The sequence below is a fragment of the Micromonospora sp. NPDC049903 genome, from assembly GCF_044460945.1.
Taxonomy (GTDB): Bacteria; Actinomycetota; Actinomycetes; order Mycobacteriales; family Micromonosporaceae; genus Micromonospora.
In genome coordinates this window covers 1-15,435 of sequence record NZ_JBITKL010000027.1, presented here as the reverse complement: position 1 = coordinate 15,435, position 15,435 = coordinate 1, and the positions used below count along the sequence as shown (strand labels likewise).

Here is a 15,435-nt window from a genome sequence, read left to right as displayed (position 1 = left end):
CGTGGTGACAGGGTCACCGATGGCGGTGACCATAGCTCCCACTTCGACCGCCGGGAAACGGCGCGCGAAGCTCTTGGTACCGGATCGTGTCCTTAGTGACCGGCCACCAGCAGACACGCTCAGAGGCTATGCGACAAAAGGGGCCAATACCCCCATACAATCGATATCAATCTGTTACGTGCTCGGGCGAGCCGCCGCCACCGGTGTCACACCCACCCGCCCTCGGTCAGACCGCGCGGCGGCCCTCGAAAGCACGGCCCAAGGTGATCTCGTCGGCGTACTCCAGGTCGCCGCCGACCGGGAGGCCACTGGCCAACCTGGTCACCGAGATCCCCATCGGCTTGACCATGAGGGCGAGGTACGTCGCGGTCGCCTCGCCCTCGGTGTTCGGGTCGGTGGCCAGGATCAACTCGCGGACCTCGCCGCCGCTCAGCCGAGCTAGCAGCTCTCGGATGCGCAGGTTGTCCGGCCCGATGCCCTCCAGCGGATTGATCGCCCCGCCGAGCACGTGGTACCGCCCCCGGAACTCACCGGTCCGCTCGATCGCGACGACGTCCTTCGGCTCCTCGACCACGCAGATCACCTCGTTGCCGCGACGCGGATCACGGCAGATCCGGCACTGCTCCGATTCGGCGACGTTGTAGCAACTGGTGCAGAAGCGCACCAGGTCCTTGACCTTGCGCAGCGCTCCGGCCAGCCGGTTCACGTCGGCCGGATCCGCCGACAGGACGTGGAAGGCGATCCGCTGGGCGCTCTTCGGGCCCACACCCGGCAAGCGCCCCAGCTCGTCGATCAGATCCTGGATGGCACCCTCGTACATCGGGTGGCTCAGAACCCGGGCAGGCCGAGGCCGCCCATCCCACCCGCGACCGGGCCCATCTTCTGGTCGGTCAGCTCACGGGCCGCCGCGGTGGCGTTGTGCAGCGCCGCGAGGACCAGATCCTCCAGGGTCTCCACGTCCTCCGGGTCGACCGCCTTCGGGTCGATCTTGATGCTCTTGATCTCACCGGCGCCGGACACGGTCGCGGTGACCAGACCGCCACCGGCGGTGCCGGTCACCTCGGCCTCGGCCAACTCGGCCTGCGCCTGGGCGATCTGCTGCTGCATCTTCTGCGCCTGCTTCAGCATCTGCTGCATGTTCGGCTGTCCACCAGGCCGCACGATCGCTCCCTCGACTCGTCTACAAGACCACGCCCACCCTAACCATGCCCACCGACCACATCCCGGCGGCCACACCCCGCCTACCGCACCCCGCCCACCGGGCGCGGTGCGTGGGTCAGCGGGTCGGCACCTCGTCGATCTTCTCGGCGCCGAACGCCTCCCGCAGCAGACGTACCGCCTGCGCCTCGCCGGACTCCCGGGCGGTCTTCTCGTCGATGACCTCGTCCCCCGGTTCGTCGCCCGGGTCGAAACCCTCGTAGACCTGCGCCGTGGCGGGCGGGCCGCCGCTCGGACGCCCGCCGCCGCGCCCCGGACCGTCGAAGTCCGGATCGTACGGCGGCTCTCCGGCGAACTCCGCGTCCGCGGTCCGCCGGCCCGCCGCAGCGGTACGTGTGCCCGCCCCAGCGGTACGCGTACCCCGCCCGGCCGCCGCAGCCCGGGCCGCCGCGATCGCGCTGCTGACCGGTGCGCCACCGGCACCGCCGTTGCCGCTGCCGTTGCCGTTGCCGTTGCCGTTGCCGTTGCCGTTGCCGTTGCCGTTGCCGACCGGAGCCTGCCGGGGCGGGGCCGCCGCACCGGACCGGCCTGCCGCGGCCTCCACGGCCTGACCGCCCGACGCCGGAGCGGACCGGCCGTCCGCGACCGTGGCCTGCGCTGCCGGGGCGACGGTCGACGCGGACGCGCCGCCCGGCCGGGCCGCCTCCGGCCAGCCCTCGTCCGACCCTCCCGACTCGGCGGGCGGCGTCGAGCCACCGGGACGCGCCGGTTCCGGCCAGCCCTCGTCGTCGTCCTCGCTCGATGCGGCCGACGGACCTCCACCGCCACCGGCCCGGCCCTGCGGTCGTCCGGCAGCACCGGGGTGCGCAGAACCGGGCGCACCCGTGTGGGCCGCACCACCGGAGCGTGCGCTACCAGTCGCGCCACCGGGGCTCCCACCGGCCGTGCCCCCGGCACGGCCTGCGTCAGCAGCACCGGGGCCAGCGTTCGCACCACCGCCAGTGCCCGCGTCGACGCCGCCGGGTCGACCGGCCGCTGCCGCACCGGCGGGACCCGCAGCAGCGGAGCCTCCGGGAGCGCGGCCAGCGGAGCCCGGGTGGGCCGTGCCGTCAGACGAACCGCTGTCGATCGGAGTCCCCGCACCAGCAGGACGGCCAGGCCCCTCAGCGGCGGGGCGGCTCGGAGCCTCGGCGGCGGGCGTCGGACGGGCGGGAGCCGAGCCGGCGGCACGAGGGTTGCCGGGCGACATACCGCCCCGCTCGCCGGCCACCTCGCACCGGATCTGCCAGCGCCCGCCCAACTCCTCGTAGAGCGCGTCGGTGAGCACCCGGGCGTGGTCGGTCATCATCTTGGCCAGCACGGTCGACTTCACGGTCACCACGAGCGTGTCACCGTCGAGGTCCCGCACCACCGCGTCCCGCATCAGCGCGGCGATCCGCTTGTTGCTCCGGTTGACCTTGCCGACCACCTCGGGCCAGACCCGGCGCACCGCCACCGCGTCCAGCTCGCCGGGTGCCGCCGCACCGGGGCGGGGCGGCTCCGGGGTCGCCGGGTCGGGCATGACGGCCGACGGCGGCACCTGACGACGCGGCGCGCCCGGCTCGGCCTGACCCGCATCGCCGCCGAGGCCACCTCCGCCCGTGTGGGCGGTGTCGTCGGAGTCGGGCGTGACAGTGGCACTCCCCGTCGGGGCGGGACCGGTCGCGGTGGGGGCGGCAGCCGGCGTGCCGGTCCCGGCCCGGTGCGCGGCGGCAGCCGCGGGCGCGGCGGGAGGCGCGGAGCGTACGGCGGCGGGCTCGGTCGAGGGTGCGGAGCCGACGGCGGCCGACGGCGCGTCCGTGCCGGCGAGCGTGAGCCGACGTTCCATGCGTTCCAGGCGCTGGAGCAGACCGCCGGTGGAGTCGTCGACGCCGGGCAGGAGCATCCGGGCGCAGATCAACTCCAGCAGCAGCCGGGGCGCGGTGGTACCCCGCATCTCCACCAGGCCGTCGTGCACGATGTCGGCGCACCGGGACAGCGTGCCCGGCCCGAGTTGCTGGGCCTGGGCGGCCATCCGCTCGATCTGGTCGTCCGGCCCGTCGATGAGCCCCTTGGTGGCGGCGTCCGGCACCTGCTGGAGCACGATCAGGTCGCGCAGACGTTCCAGCAGGTCCGAGGCGAACCGGCGCGGGTCGTGCCCGGCCTCGGCCACCCGGTCGACGGTCGCGTACGCCGCCGCGCCGTCCCCCGCCGCCAGCGCGTCGCACATCTCGTCGATCAACGCCGCGTCGGTGACGCCGAGCAGCGCGGCGGCCCGGGCATAGCTGACCCCGTCCGGGCCGGCACCGGCGATGAGCTGGTCGAGCACCGAGAGGCTGTCCCGGGCGCTGCCCCCACCGGCGCGCACGACCAGCGGGAACACCGCCGGCTCGACCTGCACGCCCTCGGCCTCGGTGAGCTGCTCCAGATAGGGCCGGAGGGTCTTCGGCGGGATCAGCCGGAACGGGTAGTGGTGGGTCCGCGACTTGATCGTGCCGAGGACCTTCTCCGGCTCCGTGGTGGCGAAGATGAACTTGACGTACTCCGGCGGCTCCTCGACCAGCTTGAGCAGGGCGTTGAACCCGGCCGACGAGACCATGTGCGCCTCGTCGATGACATAGATCTTGAAGCGGCTGTTGGCCGGCGCGAAGAACGCCTTCTCCCGCAGCTCACGGGCGTCGTCCACACCACCGTGGCTGGCCGCGTCGATCTCGATGACGTCGATCGAGCCTGCCCCGTCGCCGCTCAGCGAGCGACACGAGTCACACGTGCCGCAGGGCTCCGGGGTGGGACCGTGCTCGCAGTTGAGCGACCGGGCCAGGATGCGGGCGCTGGAGGTCTTGCCGCAGCCACGCGGCCCGGAGAAGAGGTACGCGTGGTTGAGCCGCCCGCTGCGCAGCGCCTGCGACAGCGGCTCGGTGACATGCTCCTGCCCGATGACCTCGGCGAAGGTTCGCGGCCGGTACTTGCGGTAGAGCGCCAGTGCCACGGCGTCCCGCCTCCTCTCGACCGCGCCATTCTCGCCCCGCGCACACCCCACTGACCACCCACCCCGCTGAACCGGGTGTTCCGGTTGTCGTTCCGGGGGCGGCGCCGAGTGCAAGGAAGGGCACCTTGTTAACGCCTCCGGTAGAGGAAGGGCCCCTTGTTAACACCGACAGCGCAGCGCCTGACCACGCTGGGTGGGAGGGGAGGCACGGTGCCGGAGACAGAAAGGCCTCCCGTGCACCCGGCAGAGCTCGCTTATCCTTGCTGCCTTCCGGCCCTGGGGAGGTTCACGAGATACCGCCGCACGGGAGGTGGCTCCAGCCTACCCGACCCGTCCCCGATCCTCAGGGGGTGGTGGGGTTGGCGGGTCGGCAGGGACCTGTACTCTGTTCGACGGAGGATTCGCCTAGAGGCCTAGGGCGCACGCTTGGAAAGCGTGTTGGGTTTACACCCTCACGAGTTCGAATCTCGTATCCTCCGCTCGCTTGAGCTGGAAGAACGACAGGGCCGGCCCCACGGGGACCGGCCCTGATTCGTCCCTGCCGTTCCGCGCCGCTCAGCCACCTCCGACAGGTACGACTCACCCGGCGACTGCCCAGCACGCACCGCCCGGATTCAGACTTCCGGGTGGGTGTTGTACCGGTCGAGGGTTGCCTTCGACGTCGACGCGTCCTGGAACACCAGCTCCCATGGACCGGTGTTCACGTCCATGTCCTTGCCGAACCCGACCCATTTTCCCGCCATCCGGCGGCCCGTCGACTCCGCCAACAACTGGATCGCCCCGTGATAGCGGGCGCCCCGGTAGTAACCGGTGGGGTCGGTCTGCTCTACCCACGTGCCGGTGACGACACTGCCGTCCACGGTGAGGTCGAGTGCCAGCGACGACGCGGCCGAGCCGGGCAGGCTGCGTACGGTCAGCCGGTCACCGTGCTGCAGCACGACCACGAAGTGCTGGCCGGCGAAGGACTCGTCCCGGCTACTGGAGTGGTACTGGTAGCGACTGAGCCACACACCCGCGAAGGACCCGTGGGCGGTGGCCGCCCGAGGTGCGGGCGTCGGGGTCGCCAGACGGGACATCGGCGAGGTGAGGTCGTGGCCACCGTTGCCGTCCTCGGCGGCCTCGCCGTCGGCCACCGTCCCGAACCCGAGCAGTTCGATCGGCAGACCGGTGACCACCTCCAGGGCCCGGACGTAGACCGGCCGGGGTGCGGCGATCGCGCCTGACTCCCACCGCTGGACGAGCCGCTTGTTGGCGTCGTTCGGCTCCCCGGCGCGATGGCCGGCGGCTTGCAGGGCTCGTGCGAATTCGTCCTGACTCATTCGCATACCGGCACGCACGGCCCGCAGCGCGGTGTTGGGGGCGGCAGTCATGCCGCTCACGATAGCGCTATGTCGCCATAATGTCGCCACCTATGTGCCTGTTACGTCGCGCTTTACGTCGTTGCGCACGGCGACGTTGAGGCGTCAGAGTGCCAGGAGACGACAACGGCAGGGAGGCGAAGAGTCGTGACGGTCTTCTGGTGGTTGCGCCGGATGTTGGCGCGTCGCGTTCCGTTTCTTGCGCTGACCGGCCGGGTGCCGCCCGGCACCGGCCAGGCGATTCAGGACCGGGAGGCAGAAGCAGCTCGCCAACGGCTGCTCGACCTCGGTGACCAGTCCCGATGATCGGGCCGATAGACGTACTGACGGCCAGAGCGAGTGTGGTCGTACGGGCGATTCACGCCATCGCGGAGTTGCCCACACGCCTGGGCGGGCAGCACATGCCACGGCGACCGCAGTGGACCTGCGACACCTGCCCGACGCCGGACACACCCTGGCCCTGCTCTCCGGCCCTGACTCGCCTCGCCGAGTACCACGAGGGCGACGAGGCAGCTCTGGCGACGTACCTCGGCGCGCTGGACGGCGCAGCCCGCGCGGACCGGTCGGACGCTCGCAGACGGGCTGGTCGACTCCGGTGACCGCGCTGCGCACTGGCCAGGTCCTGCTGCTCGACGGTGGGGCGTCACCGCAGTTCGCCAGACAGCATGAACGGTTGACGGCATATAACGGCGACCGTAATATCGGCGACCATGCAGGAGCCCACATTTCTGATCCTCACCGCCCTGGCCGCGCAGCCGTTGCACGGCTACGGCGTCATCCGGGCCGTCGAGGACCTTTCCGCCGGTGAGGTCAAACTGCGGCCGGGCACGCTCTACGGGGCTCTCGACCGGCTGACCGAGCAGGGCCTGCTCGTCGTCGATCGGGAGGAGGCCGTCGAGGGTCGACTGCGCCGCTACTACCGGCTCAGCGACACGGGCGCCGCCGCCCTTCAGGAGCAGATCGCGCGGTTACGCCGCCATGCCACCGCAGCGGAGAGCCAGCTCGGCAAGCGCTTCGGCGCGGCACCGGGCTTAGGGACGGTGCCCGCGTGACCACCGTGTGGCCGGAGGCCGACCACAGTTTGGAGCGCAGCTACCGCAGGCTGCTGCTCGCCTATCCGCGACGACACCGGCGTCGGCACGGCACCGAGCTGGTGACCACGCTGTTGGAGATGGCGGCACCGGGACAGCGCCACCCTCGGGCCGGGGACGCGCTGCACCTGATCGTCAGCGGTCTGCGGCTGCGGTTCCGGCTGCCCGCCGGTCGTCCACTCCTGGCCGTCGTGGCGGTCCTCACCGCGTTGACCCTGGGAGCCTTCGGTGCCGCCGCCGGCTCGTGGCTGGGCGCGCAGACGCTCGCCGACCTGCCCGACGTCGCCGAGATGACTCGGCTCACCGCACAAGCCACCGGGACGAGCGACGAAGCGCTCCTATCCAGCGTGACGATGCAGGGGCGGACCGACACGGCCGGGAGCACCGCGAGCATCACCGACACCTGGGACGCCGAGCAGGCACGTCAGAGATTCGCCGCCGACGGTTGGTCGGTCTCACCGCTCACGCCCATCTTCGGAACACGACTCACAGTCGAAGAAGACGGAACCTTCACCGAGACGCCGCTGCACGGCACCTGGTTCAGCGCCGAGTCGAACGGTTTGATCGTCCACGTAGCCGGTCATCTCGCAGGGGACACCGGCTCCGTCTCGGTCGATGCCGGTCAGGTGCGTACCGCCGCCTTCCTGCCGTTGATCGCGGTCGGAATCGCTGGCGGGCTGGTTCTCGGCTGGTTGGTCGCGGCTTCCGTCGCGTACCGGATGGTGGCGGCGTCGCCCGGACGGCGCTGGAGCGCCCTGGGTCTCTGGTCGGCGTCGCTGCTGACGCTGGCGATGCCGGCGGCGGCGCTGTACGACCACGTCGCGCAGGTGTTCCGGGGCGGAGGCGATGCCTTCAGAGTGGTCACTGTGCACAGTGCGCTCACCCCGAGTGACTACTACCCGTTCGGGCCGTCCTGGCTGATCCCCGGGCTCACCGTGGCCGGGGCTCTGGTCGCCGTCGCCGCGATCCTGGTCGCCCGGCCCGGCGAACAGCCACCGCAGCAGCCCGCCCTGGCCGGCTGAGGACATACCGCAACGGGGGCAGGGGCCGCCCCGGAGCGGGCGGCCTCTGGCGGTGCGACCGGCCGACGACGGCAGCCGGAAGTCGCCGTTACCGCGATACTGACCGGATGGAGCCGAGCGCTGCCCGACGACGACGAGCACGCCCGACCACCGTCGCACACATGTTCTATCCACAGGCTGTGGACACTCGGTGAGCTACCAGCTCAGCGCGATCGTGGCGGACGCCGACCTGCTGCGCGAGGAGACCCGGGACCTGGATCACGCGGTGCTCGGCGGGTTGCGGCAGGACTTCGCCCTGCTGCCGGTGACGCCGCAGTTGGTGGCGGAGTTGACCGGCACCCCGCCCGACTATGCGGCCGACGAGCCGAGCGCGGCGGAACCGTTCGCGCTGGTGCTCTCCCCCACGCTGGTCGAGGTGCTGGACCGCTGGTCGCGGCGGGGGCCGGTGGCGTACGTCGAGGCGGAGTTCGCCGGTGGAGTCGGGTGCCAGGCGGCGGCGGTCTGGTTGGGCGGCACCCTGTCCTGGGGGCCGCGCTTCGATGCGGCGTTCGACGGGCCGCGTCCAGAGTGGCCGATCAACGCCGCGCTGACCGAGTTGGGCGCGGAGCCGGGCCGCTGGCTCGACCCCTTCGCCGAGCTGGGACTGCACGTGGAGCGGAGCACCGAGGGCTGGCTCACGCACGGCCGGCGCGGGCTGAGCGCCGACTACTGGGACGAATTGGCCGACGAATGGGAGGCGCGGCAATAACCTCTTCGCTCCCGTCACGTTGGGGACTGGGGGATTCCATGAAATTGCGACAATTCGGCTTCATCGCCACACTGCTGCTTGCTGCTGCGATCTCGGGCAGCGGACCCATGCCACCGGACACCATCGCCGTCCGTGAGCCGGTCGCCGCGGCCAGCGTCGTCGACCTCGACGGACTGTCCGATGTCGACTTCGGCGACACGGAGGACGATCTGGCCCGGCGCGGCATACTCCGCACCGACGTCGACGCCTGCGGTCCGACGCTGGCCGGACACGACATGATCAGCCCGGTCTTCATCGACGACCGGCTGGTCCTGCTCTGGGCCGGCGACCCGGTCCGCACCCCGGAGGGGATCGCGGCCGGGTCACCGATCGCCGAGGTCAGGACCAGTTATCCGGAGGTACGCGCGCTGCACGCACCGCCGGGAACGCACCGCTTCGACGGCCTGCTCGCCCGCGACGGCGACCGCGCCTACCTGTTCCTGCACGACGGCCACACGGTCCAGAAGATCATCGCCGGGTACGCGGACTGGGCGCACCGCCTCTTCGTCGAGGGCCACGGCCCCTGCTGACGGCCAGCGGGGCGACACGAGGGGCGGCAACGAGAACGCCCGGCCGATCCGCAGGGATCGTGCCGGGCGTTCTCGCTGTTCACGAGCGGTGGCGGCGGGATTTGAACCCGCGGAGGGCGTAAACCCTCACACGCTTTCGAGGTCTGCGACACGACGTTCAGCCGCAACCGACTGCGACCATGAGCAGGGCGGGAGACCTGGCCCGGGCACCGGCGGACGGCCTCGTACGTTGATGAATAGAGACCACAACTGAGACCGTCAGGGCCAGGCTGGCGTGAGCAGCATCGAGCTGCGCGATGGCGAGGCGGCCCGTGTTACCACCTACTGCTGAGGCGAGCCGTTCACCGCGTCTGAGTGGCAGCCAACGCTCGGCGAACGGCTGGACATGCCGGCCGCGGCATGCCTGGCGTAGGCGGGGGTGCACAACCCATTGCATTGCCCTAATTATTCAACCTGGGTTTTGAGGGACCATTCAAACGTTCTGAGTTGTCGAGGTCAGCGAGGACTCCGTCGATCTCCATAAGGACATGGCACATGCGCCCAAGTAGCGCGTAGGCGCGGGGGCGGGGAAGGTCGACGACGTTGTGGGCGAATTCGTTCCTTACAAACTTAAATGCAGTCCTAAGTTCACCTCGCAGCATCTTTAAAGAACTGTCGTGGAAGTGTCCGGATGCACGGAGCCGCCTGATTACCGCCTCCACTAGATTAAGGCCATAGAGCTCAGAAGAAGCAACCTCGCGCATCCGGGATTCGATCAGAACACCGAATTCGCGAAGCGCCGTGTCATACAACCCCCGGCCGATGAGCGGCCCTATGCGACTGCGAACTCGTTCTGGCACATCCAGGGAGTCACCCCATAGGGCGTCAAGTTCGCTCCATCCCCGATCCGTCAGTCGGATTTCACCAGACTCGTCGATCCCAAGCCACTCGACATTTGGACGTTCTCCATCCTCCTGGTCGTCGAATTCATCGAGCGGCGGCACCCTGATCGGGAGCATACGACCATCAATCTCCGCCTGAAGGGAATAAATGATGTCCGCAGGAGGCAGCTCCAAACCTTCCCGGCCATGGGCTCGCCGAAGGCCCTTAAGGAACTCTTCCCGCTTCCGCTCCTCGTACTGGCGGTGAGTAAGACTGAGGACACCTTCCACCAATCCCCGATCGCGCGCCTCCAAAAGATCGTCATGCCAAATAGCCACGTGGAAGGCTTGCTCGTCGTAAGGGTTCTCATACCTCTTGTAACCCTTAACCAGAAGTAGCACGCATCGATCAATGTCATCGATACGTTCGAACACAGTCCCGTATGGGAAGCTGCCAAGACAAGTGACTGCAACTTCCCAGCCATGCTCCAGCGGATATGCTGGCCAGTCCGCATGAATGTCAACCACCCCTCGTGAGGTGAATCCAAGGTAGCCTGGGTAGTCCCTGAAGCTCATAGCATTCCCGCTTCGCTCGATGCCTCTCCCGGAGAACTCTGGCAGCGCCTTCCATTACGGTTCACACAATTCGAAGTGGCCAAGTGCAGTCTCGTAGACGCATTGGATCTTTTGGCTCTGCAGCAGGTCCAGCAGATCATCGGTCGGTTTGCCTGGTACTAATACGGCCAGGCTTGGGCTGGTTGGGATGTGGCGGCTGTAGTCGAGCAGTTGGCCTACAGCCATCCGGATGGCTTCGCGGGTGGCCACGCCCTTGGCCTCGTACAGCACGTTCTCTGTCTGGTCGAAGAGATCAGTGTAGAGATCACGCAACTCGCCGGGCGGACGAATTCTGTAGCGCGCGCAGTCATGCCCAAGTCCGTCAAGGTACGCGCAATACCTGGCAACGAGTTCGGCCTCCCACTTGACAGCAGTACCGCTGGTAGACCCAGAGACTGCATAGCTCTTCGTGATGAGTTCTTCGAGCGGGACTGCTTCCGCGCTACCGGCGGGCGTCGTCGCTGCCTCGACGGGTACCGGTTCGGCCGCAGCCTTGCTGGGAGCATCACCGGCGTCGCTAGCGTCCTTGTCTCTGCGGAGCACCTTCCCGACCGGACGTAGCCTGAAGACGAATACGGTACGGGCATTGCCGTCGACGTCGGGCGCTTCAGCAGTCAGGTATGGCTCGTCCGGGTCGATGCGGAACTCGCCGAGGTACAACTGCACCTTGGCTGTCGAGTCAGGCTGGGTGCCGTTGGCAACGAACAGCCGCAGGGCTCGTCCGTCCTGCAGGTGCCGCAAGATGGCTGCGTTTCCCTCACGCATACGCTGGTGGCCACGTCGCCCCTCGCCCGTGTAGAAGAACACTGACCCATCGGCGTTCCAACCATCGTAGTTGTAGCCGTAGAGGCTGCCTGCCTGGGGGTCTGAGTAGAGGAACACGTTGCGCGTGATCCGGGAGGGTTCGATCCCGCCATACTTACCGCCGCCGTAGCGCACCATGCGGTGCTCGCGACTCAAAGTGGCACCAACTGGCGTGTCCCAGGCTGATGGAGAGCTAAGGCGGGCGACATGAGCGAGCCAAAGCGTCTCGAGTGTGGCATCGGCTGGCGGATACACCTGCTGCCCGGACGCGAGGATCGCGTGCCAGTGATGGCTCGGCACCTGCTCGCGCAGCTCGTCGACGGTAAGCCGCTCGTCAATCGGTAGGAGCCGCTCCCACGCGAACCGCACGTATCGCGCGGTTCGCGTCGAGTCTTCCCAGTGCTGGTCCTCGAAGACCTCCTCGTCGGTCACTCGACCGCTACCAACGATGCCGCGATCGCTGTTCTGGCGGAGGAGGAAGACCCTGTCACCGACGCTCATCCCGCCTCGGCGCGACCCCACGCTCCAGGTCAACGGCACGGTGCGGCCGCGCCTGGTGGCCGCCACATGACCTTGGTATTCCTTCGGCGGATAGACCGACTCGCTGCCGTCCCAAGTAAGTATGAAGGTCGCCACCTTCATAGCTTCGTGTCTGCTCCCAGCCTGCACCATCCCTAAACTGGACGATCGCGCTACTCGCCGTATCCACGTCGTGCTCCGATTGATGGCAGTGGCAGCGCACCGCCTCGACGTGCCTTCGGCGTACGCCCTTGCCAGGGTCAGCCCGCTTTCCAAGTCTGTCGTTGGCTGTCCGGCGAGGGTCGTTTAGGTCTGGGGCAGTGGCTCGGTCGTGAAACCTGATCTGGCCGGATCCGTATGAACTTGGCCGAACGAGACGACAACTGAGACGACGAGTTACTGCTGCTCCCTCTCCTCGTCCGTAGTGTCGGCCTCCTCGTGGTTGGCAGCGTCAGGCTCCCAAGCGGGATCCTCGCTGTCGTCGAGAAGTACGTCGTCTGGCCTCGCTGTCATGGCGTCACCTACCCCCAGAACTGTCGTGAAGAGAGTGGTGCTGACGGCGGACCAGGGGAGCCGTCTATCGCGGCGATAGACCTTTACATCCCATTTCTGAGTCAATGCATATTCAACGGATCGCTCAATTCGGCCAACCGTACTGTTTGCGGCCTGCTTGCGAGTGACGCCGCCGCGTTGGAAGTAGGCCGCACTGTCCTTCGTGGCTCTCCAGATGAAGTTATACACCGCGCCGAGCGCGAACGATTCGAGCGCCCCTGCAAGGACGTCACGCGTCCGATCTCCAGGAGAGAATTCGAAATTGTATTCCTCCATGCATAGCTCTAGGTAAGCGAGGGCTTCTTCGAGCATCACTCGATCCCATTCACTCGCCCATCCCATCTGCCAGGAGTCCGGCCATGGGTGAGTCAACGCGCCCTTTATCGCCTTGACTAGAGTGGCGTTTACGGAGCCGGTTGGGCCTTGACCGCGCGCGGTCCATCGGACGCGATCGACATAAATTCCGGGTTGTTCATCGCCTTCACCATTAGCGGCCCAGCCGAACGCCTTTGGCGGGGTTGAAGGATGGACGTAAATCTTTCCGGAATTCCAAAGTTCGGTCAGTCTGTTGCGGTCATCTTGAATGCGGGCAGAAAAGAGGCTCTCGCTCCAGGAGTCGAGTGGTATGGAGCACGTGTAGTTCTCGTCTATGGGGTTCCGAAAAAGCGCTAAGAGGCTAACCACCTCTCGGAGGCTTAGTTGTTCGATCTCTAGCGGATCCATATCTCTGTACCCAAAGCGAGCATTGACCTCATCGACAAGTCGTTGCTGGCGTTCGGCTGCGGCTAGCTTGTCTGCCTCTTCCTTTGCGGATCGGCATTCTTTGCATACCAGTCGGGTGAACGCAGCAGATCGCCGGTTCTGATCGAACTCGCTGCGGCTCGCTGTGATCATCTCGATCCCGCAATCATCGCAAAGCGTCTCAGGATCACGTGCTATAACGACCTCCCGAAGCCTTTGCGTGAGAGTTATCTGCGAAATCCCGGCGCTGGCAGTTACCTCTCTAACGGGACGTTTCCAACTGCCGTCGGCATCTACTTCCCAATAGCTCCTGGCGATATCCCTGTCGGCCGGGTCTTCGCTGAGGAACTCAAGTTCAACGGCAAGGCGAGTCTCATCGGCGGTCACTGGACCACCCTACGAGAGTCGGCACCCGCGAGGAAGGTGCGAAAGTTCATCTCTATGCCTGCCTATCGCTGGGCAGCAGGTCAGCCGGTATCTGGGTTTGTGTGATCACCTGCCCGGGACCGATGAAGCGGCGGGCAACCAGGAGCCCCGCTTCGTGCGCCTCAGTGCCTGCGTGGCTCGCCGAGGCATCCGCGATCAGCCACGGTGTAAAGTCGTGTTCGAATGCGTCAACCGCACCCTTCAAGACGCAGCTTTCGGTAGCGATGCCGCAGAAGTAGAACTCTTCCCATCCGCGCTGCTTGAATAACGCCACCCCCTCCGGGGTGAACGGGCTATAGATCCTCTTGTCAAGTGTTACGCCCTGATCTGCATAGGGACGCAACTCGGGCACTAAATCAATGTCGGGTTAGGATTGGAGCCGTTGCCAGCCAGAGAATCGCTCGAAGGGGCTTCCGGGGTAATTGAGGTAGCGCGTAAATAGGGTGTCGCCGCGAGCCTTCTGCCAACGTCTTACCAGGTCGACGACAACGGGAACGATGTGCGCTGACTGCTCACGTACGAAGCCGTTTTGCATGTCGGTTACGACAAGTACAGGACGACCGGATGTCATTGGCTCAACCTCGATCCGTATCACGGAGGGTTTCGATGGCTTGGTCTAGTGCTGGCATTAGGTCACATGTCCGCAGGATTGCTCGGCGCATTGCCTGATGCTGTCCGGTTTCCCGTAAGCGGGAGACAGTGAGTCGGGAGCGCACGCCCCGAAGGTAGCGCCATCCATGTTCCGGTGGCACCTGTGGATCTCGCCCCTGTTCTACCTGCCGGGCGATTGCGTCGCTATAGGCCCACATAGACTGGATCGCAAGCTCGCACGAGATTATCTCGGTCTCCGTTAGGGAGCGCTCGGCAGAGATCGGGTGGTACACGACTCCGGACCATGAGGCGTAGCCCACTGAGATTCCCGGGACGCCGAATGATTCGATGCCTGTGTGATCGTACGATTCGGCTAGCAATGACTGCTCGACCAGTTCGGCATGGGCCAAGTGTTCGTCATCCATCGGGCGATCGCGGTGCAGCAACACCTTCGGCGTCGACATGATGCGGAGCGCGGTTCCTAGGAGCTCTGCCGGCCACACTGGCTCAACAACCCAGTGAGCACCAAGGACGTACACCGCAGACTCATCCTCGACCGGCGCAATGGGTGCGAGGTAGTCGATAGCCCATTTGATGTTGTCGCCGTACGAGGCGACCCGCCACACCGCTAGCGCTGCAATCGTGGACAACTGCACAGGCTCGACCAGGTGGAAGACCACGGACCCGCACGGCCAGACGTACAGGGTGCAGTCGCCTTCCGGGTGCTCGATCGGTGCCGAGTAGCAGGTGTGCCACTCCCCCACGGCCGGCGCGCAGCCTGCGACCTCCCGCAGCCGGGCAGCGCCATCAGCCCCGACGTACGCCGTCACGAACTTGTGGGATCGCGCCGAGAAGTGCGGCCGGTCCTCAGCGCCGCCGGTCACCTCGCCGAACAGGTCGTGGGGCTTTGCGTCGTACGCAAGGCAGTAGAGCTGCCGATAGATGGGGTCGCTGACCGCTACGCGCCCGGTCTCGTGGCGGTACATCGCTTTTTCGATGGCCTCGACCGTGGGCGTCTCCCGGATGCCGCGCTGTTGGCCGACGCGGTGCAGCTCTCGCGCGGCGCGCTTACGCGACTCCCAGCCGGCCGCCTTGCGGCGGTTGACCAGCACAAGGTTCGGCTTGTACTGCCGTGGGACCTCAGTGGACATAGGGCGTGTCCTTCGGGTCCGTGCGTAGGACCTGCCTGGATCGCTGCTCGGCGGGCAGTCTCATTGGCAGGCGAGCAAGGTGCCGCCGCAGACGAGAGCCGAGGACAGGAGGCACCAGATGATTCGACCTAGTGCCGTGACCATGAAGGTTCGGGGTGTTGGGGTCAGGCTGCGCGGGTGGCGGGTTGGCCCCAGCGTCGTTGGCGTTCGCTTCGGATGCGGG

At 67.1% G+C, this 15,435-nt stretch carries 13 protein-coding genes, 1 tRNA gene, 1 other RNA gene and 1 pseudogene; 6 read left to right on the top strand and 10 right to left on the bottom strand.

From position 1 onward, the window contains the following. Positions 1-226: 226 nt before the first annotated feature. The 4 genes from recR to ffs all read right to left on the bottom strand — a co-directional run bounded on the left by recR (position 227) and on the right by ffs (position 4,478). Positions 227-820, bottom strand: coding sequence for a recombination mediator RecR (recR, locus tag ACIBO1_RS27530; protein WP_350698738.1), 594 nt, complete (start codon positions 818-820; stop codon positions 227-229). Positions 821-828: 8 nt separating this feature from the next. Further along, positions 829-1,137 carry a YbaB/EbfC family nucleoid-associated protein gene (locus ACIBO1_RS27525; RefSeq protein WP_396751427.1) on the bottom strand — a complete coding sequence of 103 codons (309 nt, stop codon included), beginning with the start codon at positions 1,135-1,137 and terminating at the stop codon, positions 829-831. A 139-nt stretch (positions 1,138-1,276) separates the two neighbouring features. Further along, a complete protein-coding gene (locus tag ACIBO1_RS27520; RefSeq protein ID WP_396751425.1) occupies positions 1,277-4,165 on the bottom strand; it encodes a DNA polymerase III subunit gamma and tau in 2,889 nt (962 codons plus the stop codon). Positions 4,166-4,388: 223 nt separating this feature from the next. Next, an RNA gene (gene ffs, locus ACIBO1_RS27515) (signal recognition particle sRNA small type) lies at positions 4,389-4,478 on the bottom strand. A gap of 81 nt (positions 4,479-4,559) precedes the next feature. On the opposite strand from ffs, the gene ACIBO1_RS27510 reads away from it, so the two are divergent. Next, a tRNA-Ser gene (locus ACIBO1_RS27510) sits at positions 4,560-4,644 on the top strand. A gap of 135 nt (positions 4,645-4,779) precedes the next feature. On the opposite strand, the gene ACIBO1_RS27505 is transcribed toward ACIBO1_RS27510, so the two are convergent. Beyond that, a complete protein-coding gene (locus ACIBO1_RS27505; protein WP_396751423.1) occupies positions 4,780-5,535 on the bottom strand; it encodes a helix-turn-helix domain-containing protein in 756 nt (251 codons plus the stop codon). A 135-nt stretch (positions 5,536-5,670) separates the two neighbouring features. Here ACIBO1_RS27505 and ACIBO1_RS27500 point away from each other — a divergent pair, with 135 nt between their 5' ends. From ACIBO1_RS27500 to ACIBO1_RS27480, 5 genes are all read left to right on the top strand, one after another. After that, positions 5,671-5,829, top strand: a complete 159-nt coding sequence (locus tag ACIBO1_RS27500) for a hypothetical protein (RefSeq protein WP_396751421.1) — start codon at positions 5,671-5,673, stop codon at positions 5,827-5,829. A gap of 404 nt (positions 5,830-6,233) precedes the next feature. Further along, complete coding sequence (locus ACIBO1_RS27495) at positions 6,234-6,575, top strand: PadR family transcriptional regulator (RefSeq protein WP_396751419.1); 342 nt, start codon at positions 6,234-6,236, stop codon at positions 6,573-6,575. Continuing rightward, positions 6,572-7,636 carry a hypothetical protein gene (locus ACIBO1_RS27490; RefSeq protein WP_396751417.1) on the top strand — a complete coding sequence of 355 codons (1,065 nt, stop codon included), beginning with the start codon at positions 6,572-6,574 and terminating at the stop codon, positions 7,634-7,636. Before ACIBO1_RS27495 ends, ACIBO1_RS27490 begins: the two co-directional genes overlap by 4 nt. 190 nt (positions 7,637-7,826) lie before the next feature. Next, positions 7,827-8,384, top strand: coding sequence for a hypothetical protein (locus ACIBO1_RS27485; RefSeq protein WP_396751415.1), 558 nt, complete (start codon positions 7,827-7,829; stop codon positions 8,382-8,384). A gap of 74 nt (positions 8,385-8,458) precedes the next feature. Next, a complete protein-coding gene (locus ACIBO1_RS27480; protein ID WP_350698790.1) occupies positions 8,459-8,953 on the top strand; it encodes a hypothetical protein in 495 nt (164 codons plus the stop codon). 440 nt (positions 8,954-9,393) lie between these two features. On the opposite strand, the gene ACIBO1_RS27475 is transcribed toward ACIBO1_RS27480, so the two are convergent. From ACIBO1_RS27475 to ACIBO1_RS27455, 5 genes and pseudogenes are all read right to left on the bottom strand, one after another. Continuing rightward, positions 9,394-10,248 (bottom strand): hypothetical protein, encoded by an 855-nt coding sequence (locus tag ACIBO1_RS27475; protein ID WP_396751413.1) that lies wholly within the window; start codon positions 10,246-10,248, stop codon positions 9,394-9,396. 195 nt (positions 10,249-10,443) lie between these two features. Further along, positions 10,444-11,874, bottom strand: coding sequence for a hypothetical protein (locus ACIBO1_RS27470; RefSeq protein WP_396751411.1), 1,431 nt, complete (start codon positions 11,872-11,874; stop codon positions 10,444-10,446). A 273-nt stretch (positions 11,875-12,147) separates the two neighbouring features. After that, positions 12,148-13,431 (bottom strand): hypothetical protein, encoded by a 1,284-nt coding sequence (locus ACIBO1_RS27465; RefSeq protein WP_396751409.1) that lies wholly within the window; start codon positions 13,429-13,431, stop codon positions 12,148-12,150. A 52-nt stretch (positions 13,432-13,483) separates the two neighbouring features. Then, positions 13,484-14,041 (bottom strand): annotated as a pseudogene (locus ACIBO1_RS27460) (cysteine hydrolase). Positions 14,042-14,045: 4 nt separating this feature from the next. Continuing rightward, positions 14,046-15,212: a hypothetical protein gene (locus tag ACIBO1_RS27455; RefSeq protein WP_396751408.1), complete on the bottom strand. Its 1,167-nt coding sequence runs from the start codon at positions 15,210-15,212 to the stop codon at positions 14,046-14,048. Between the last annotated feature and the right edge of the window lie 223 nt (positions 15,213-15,435).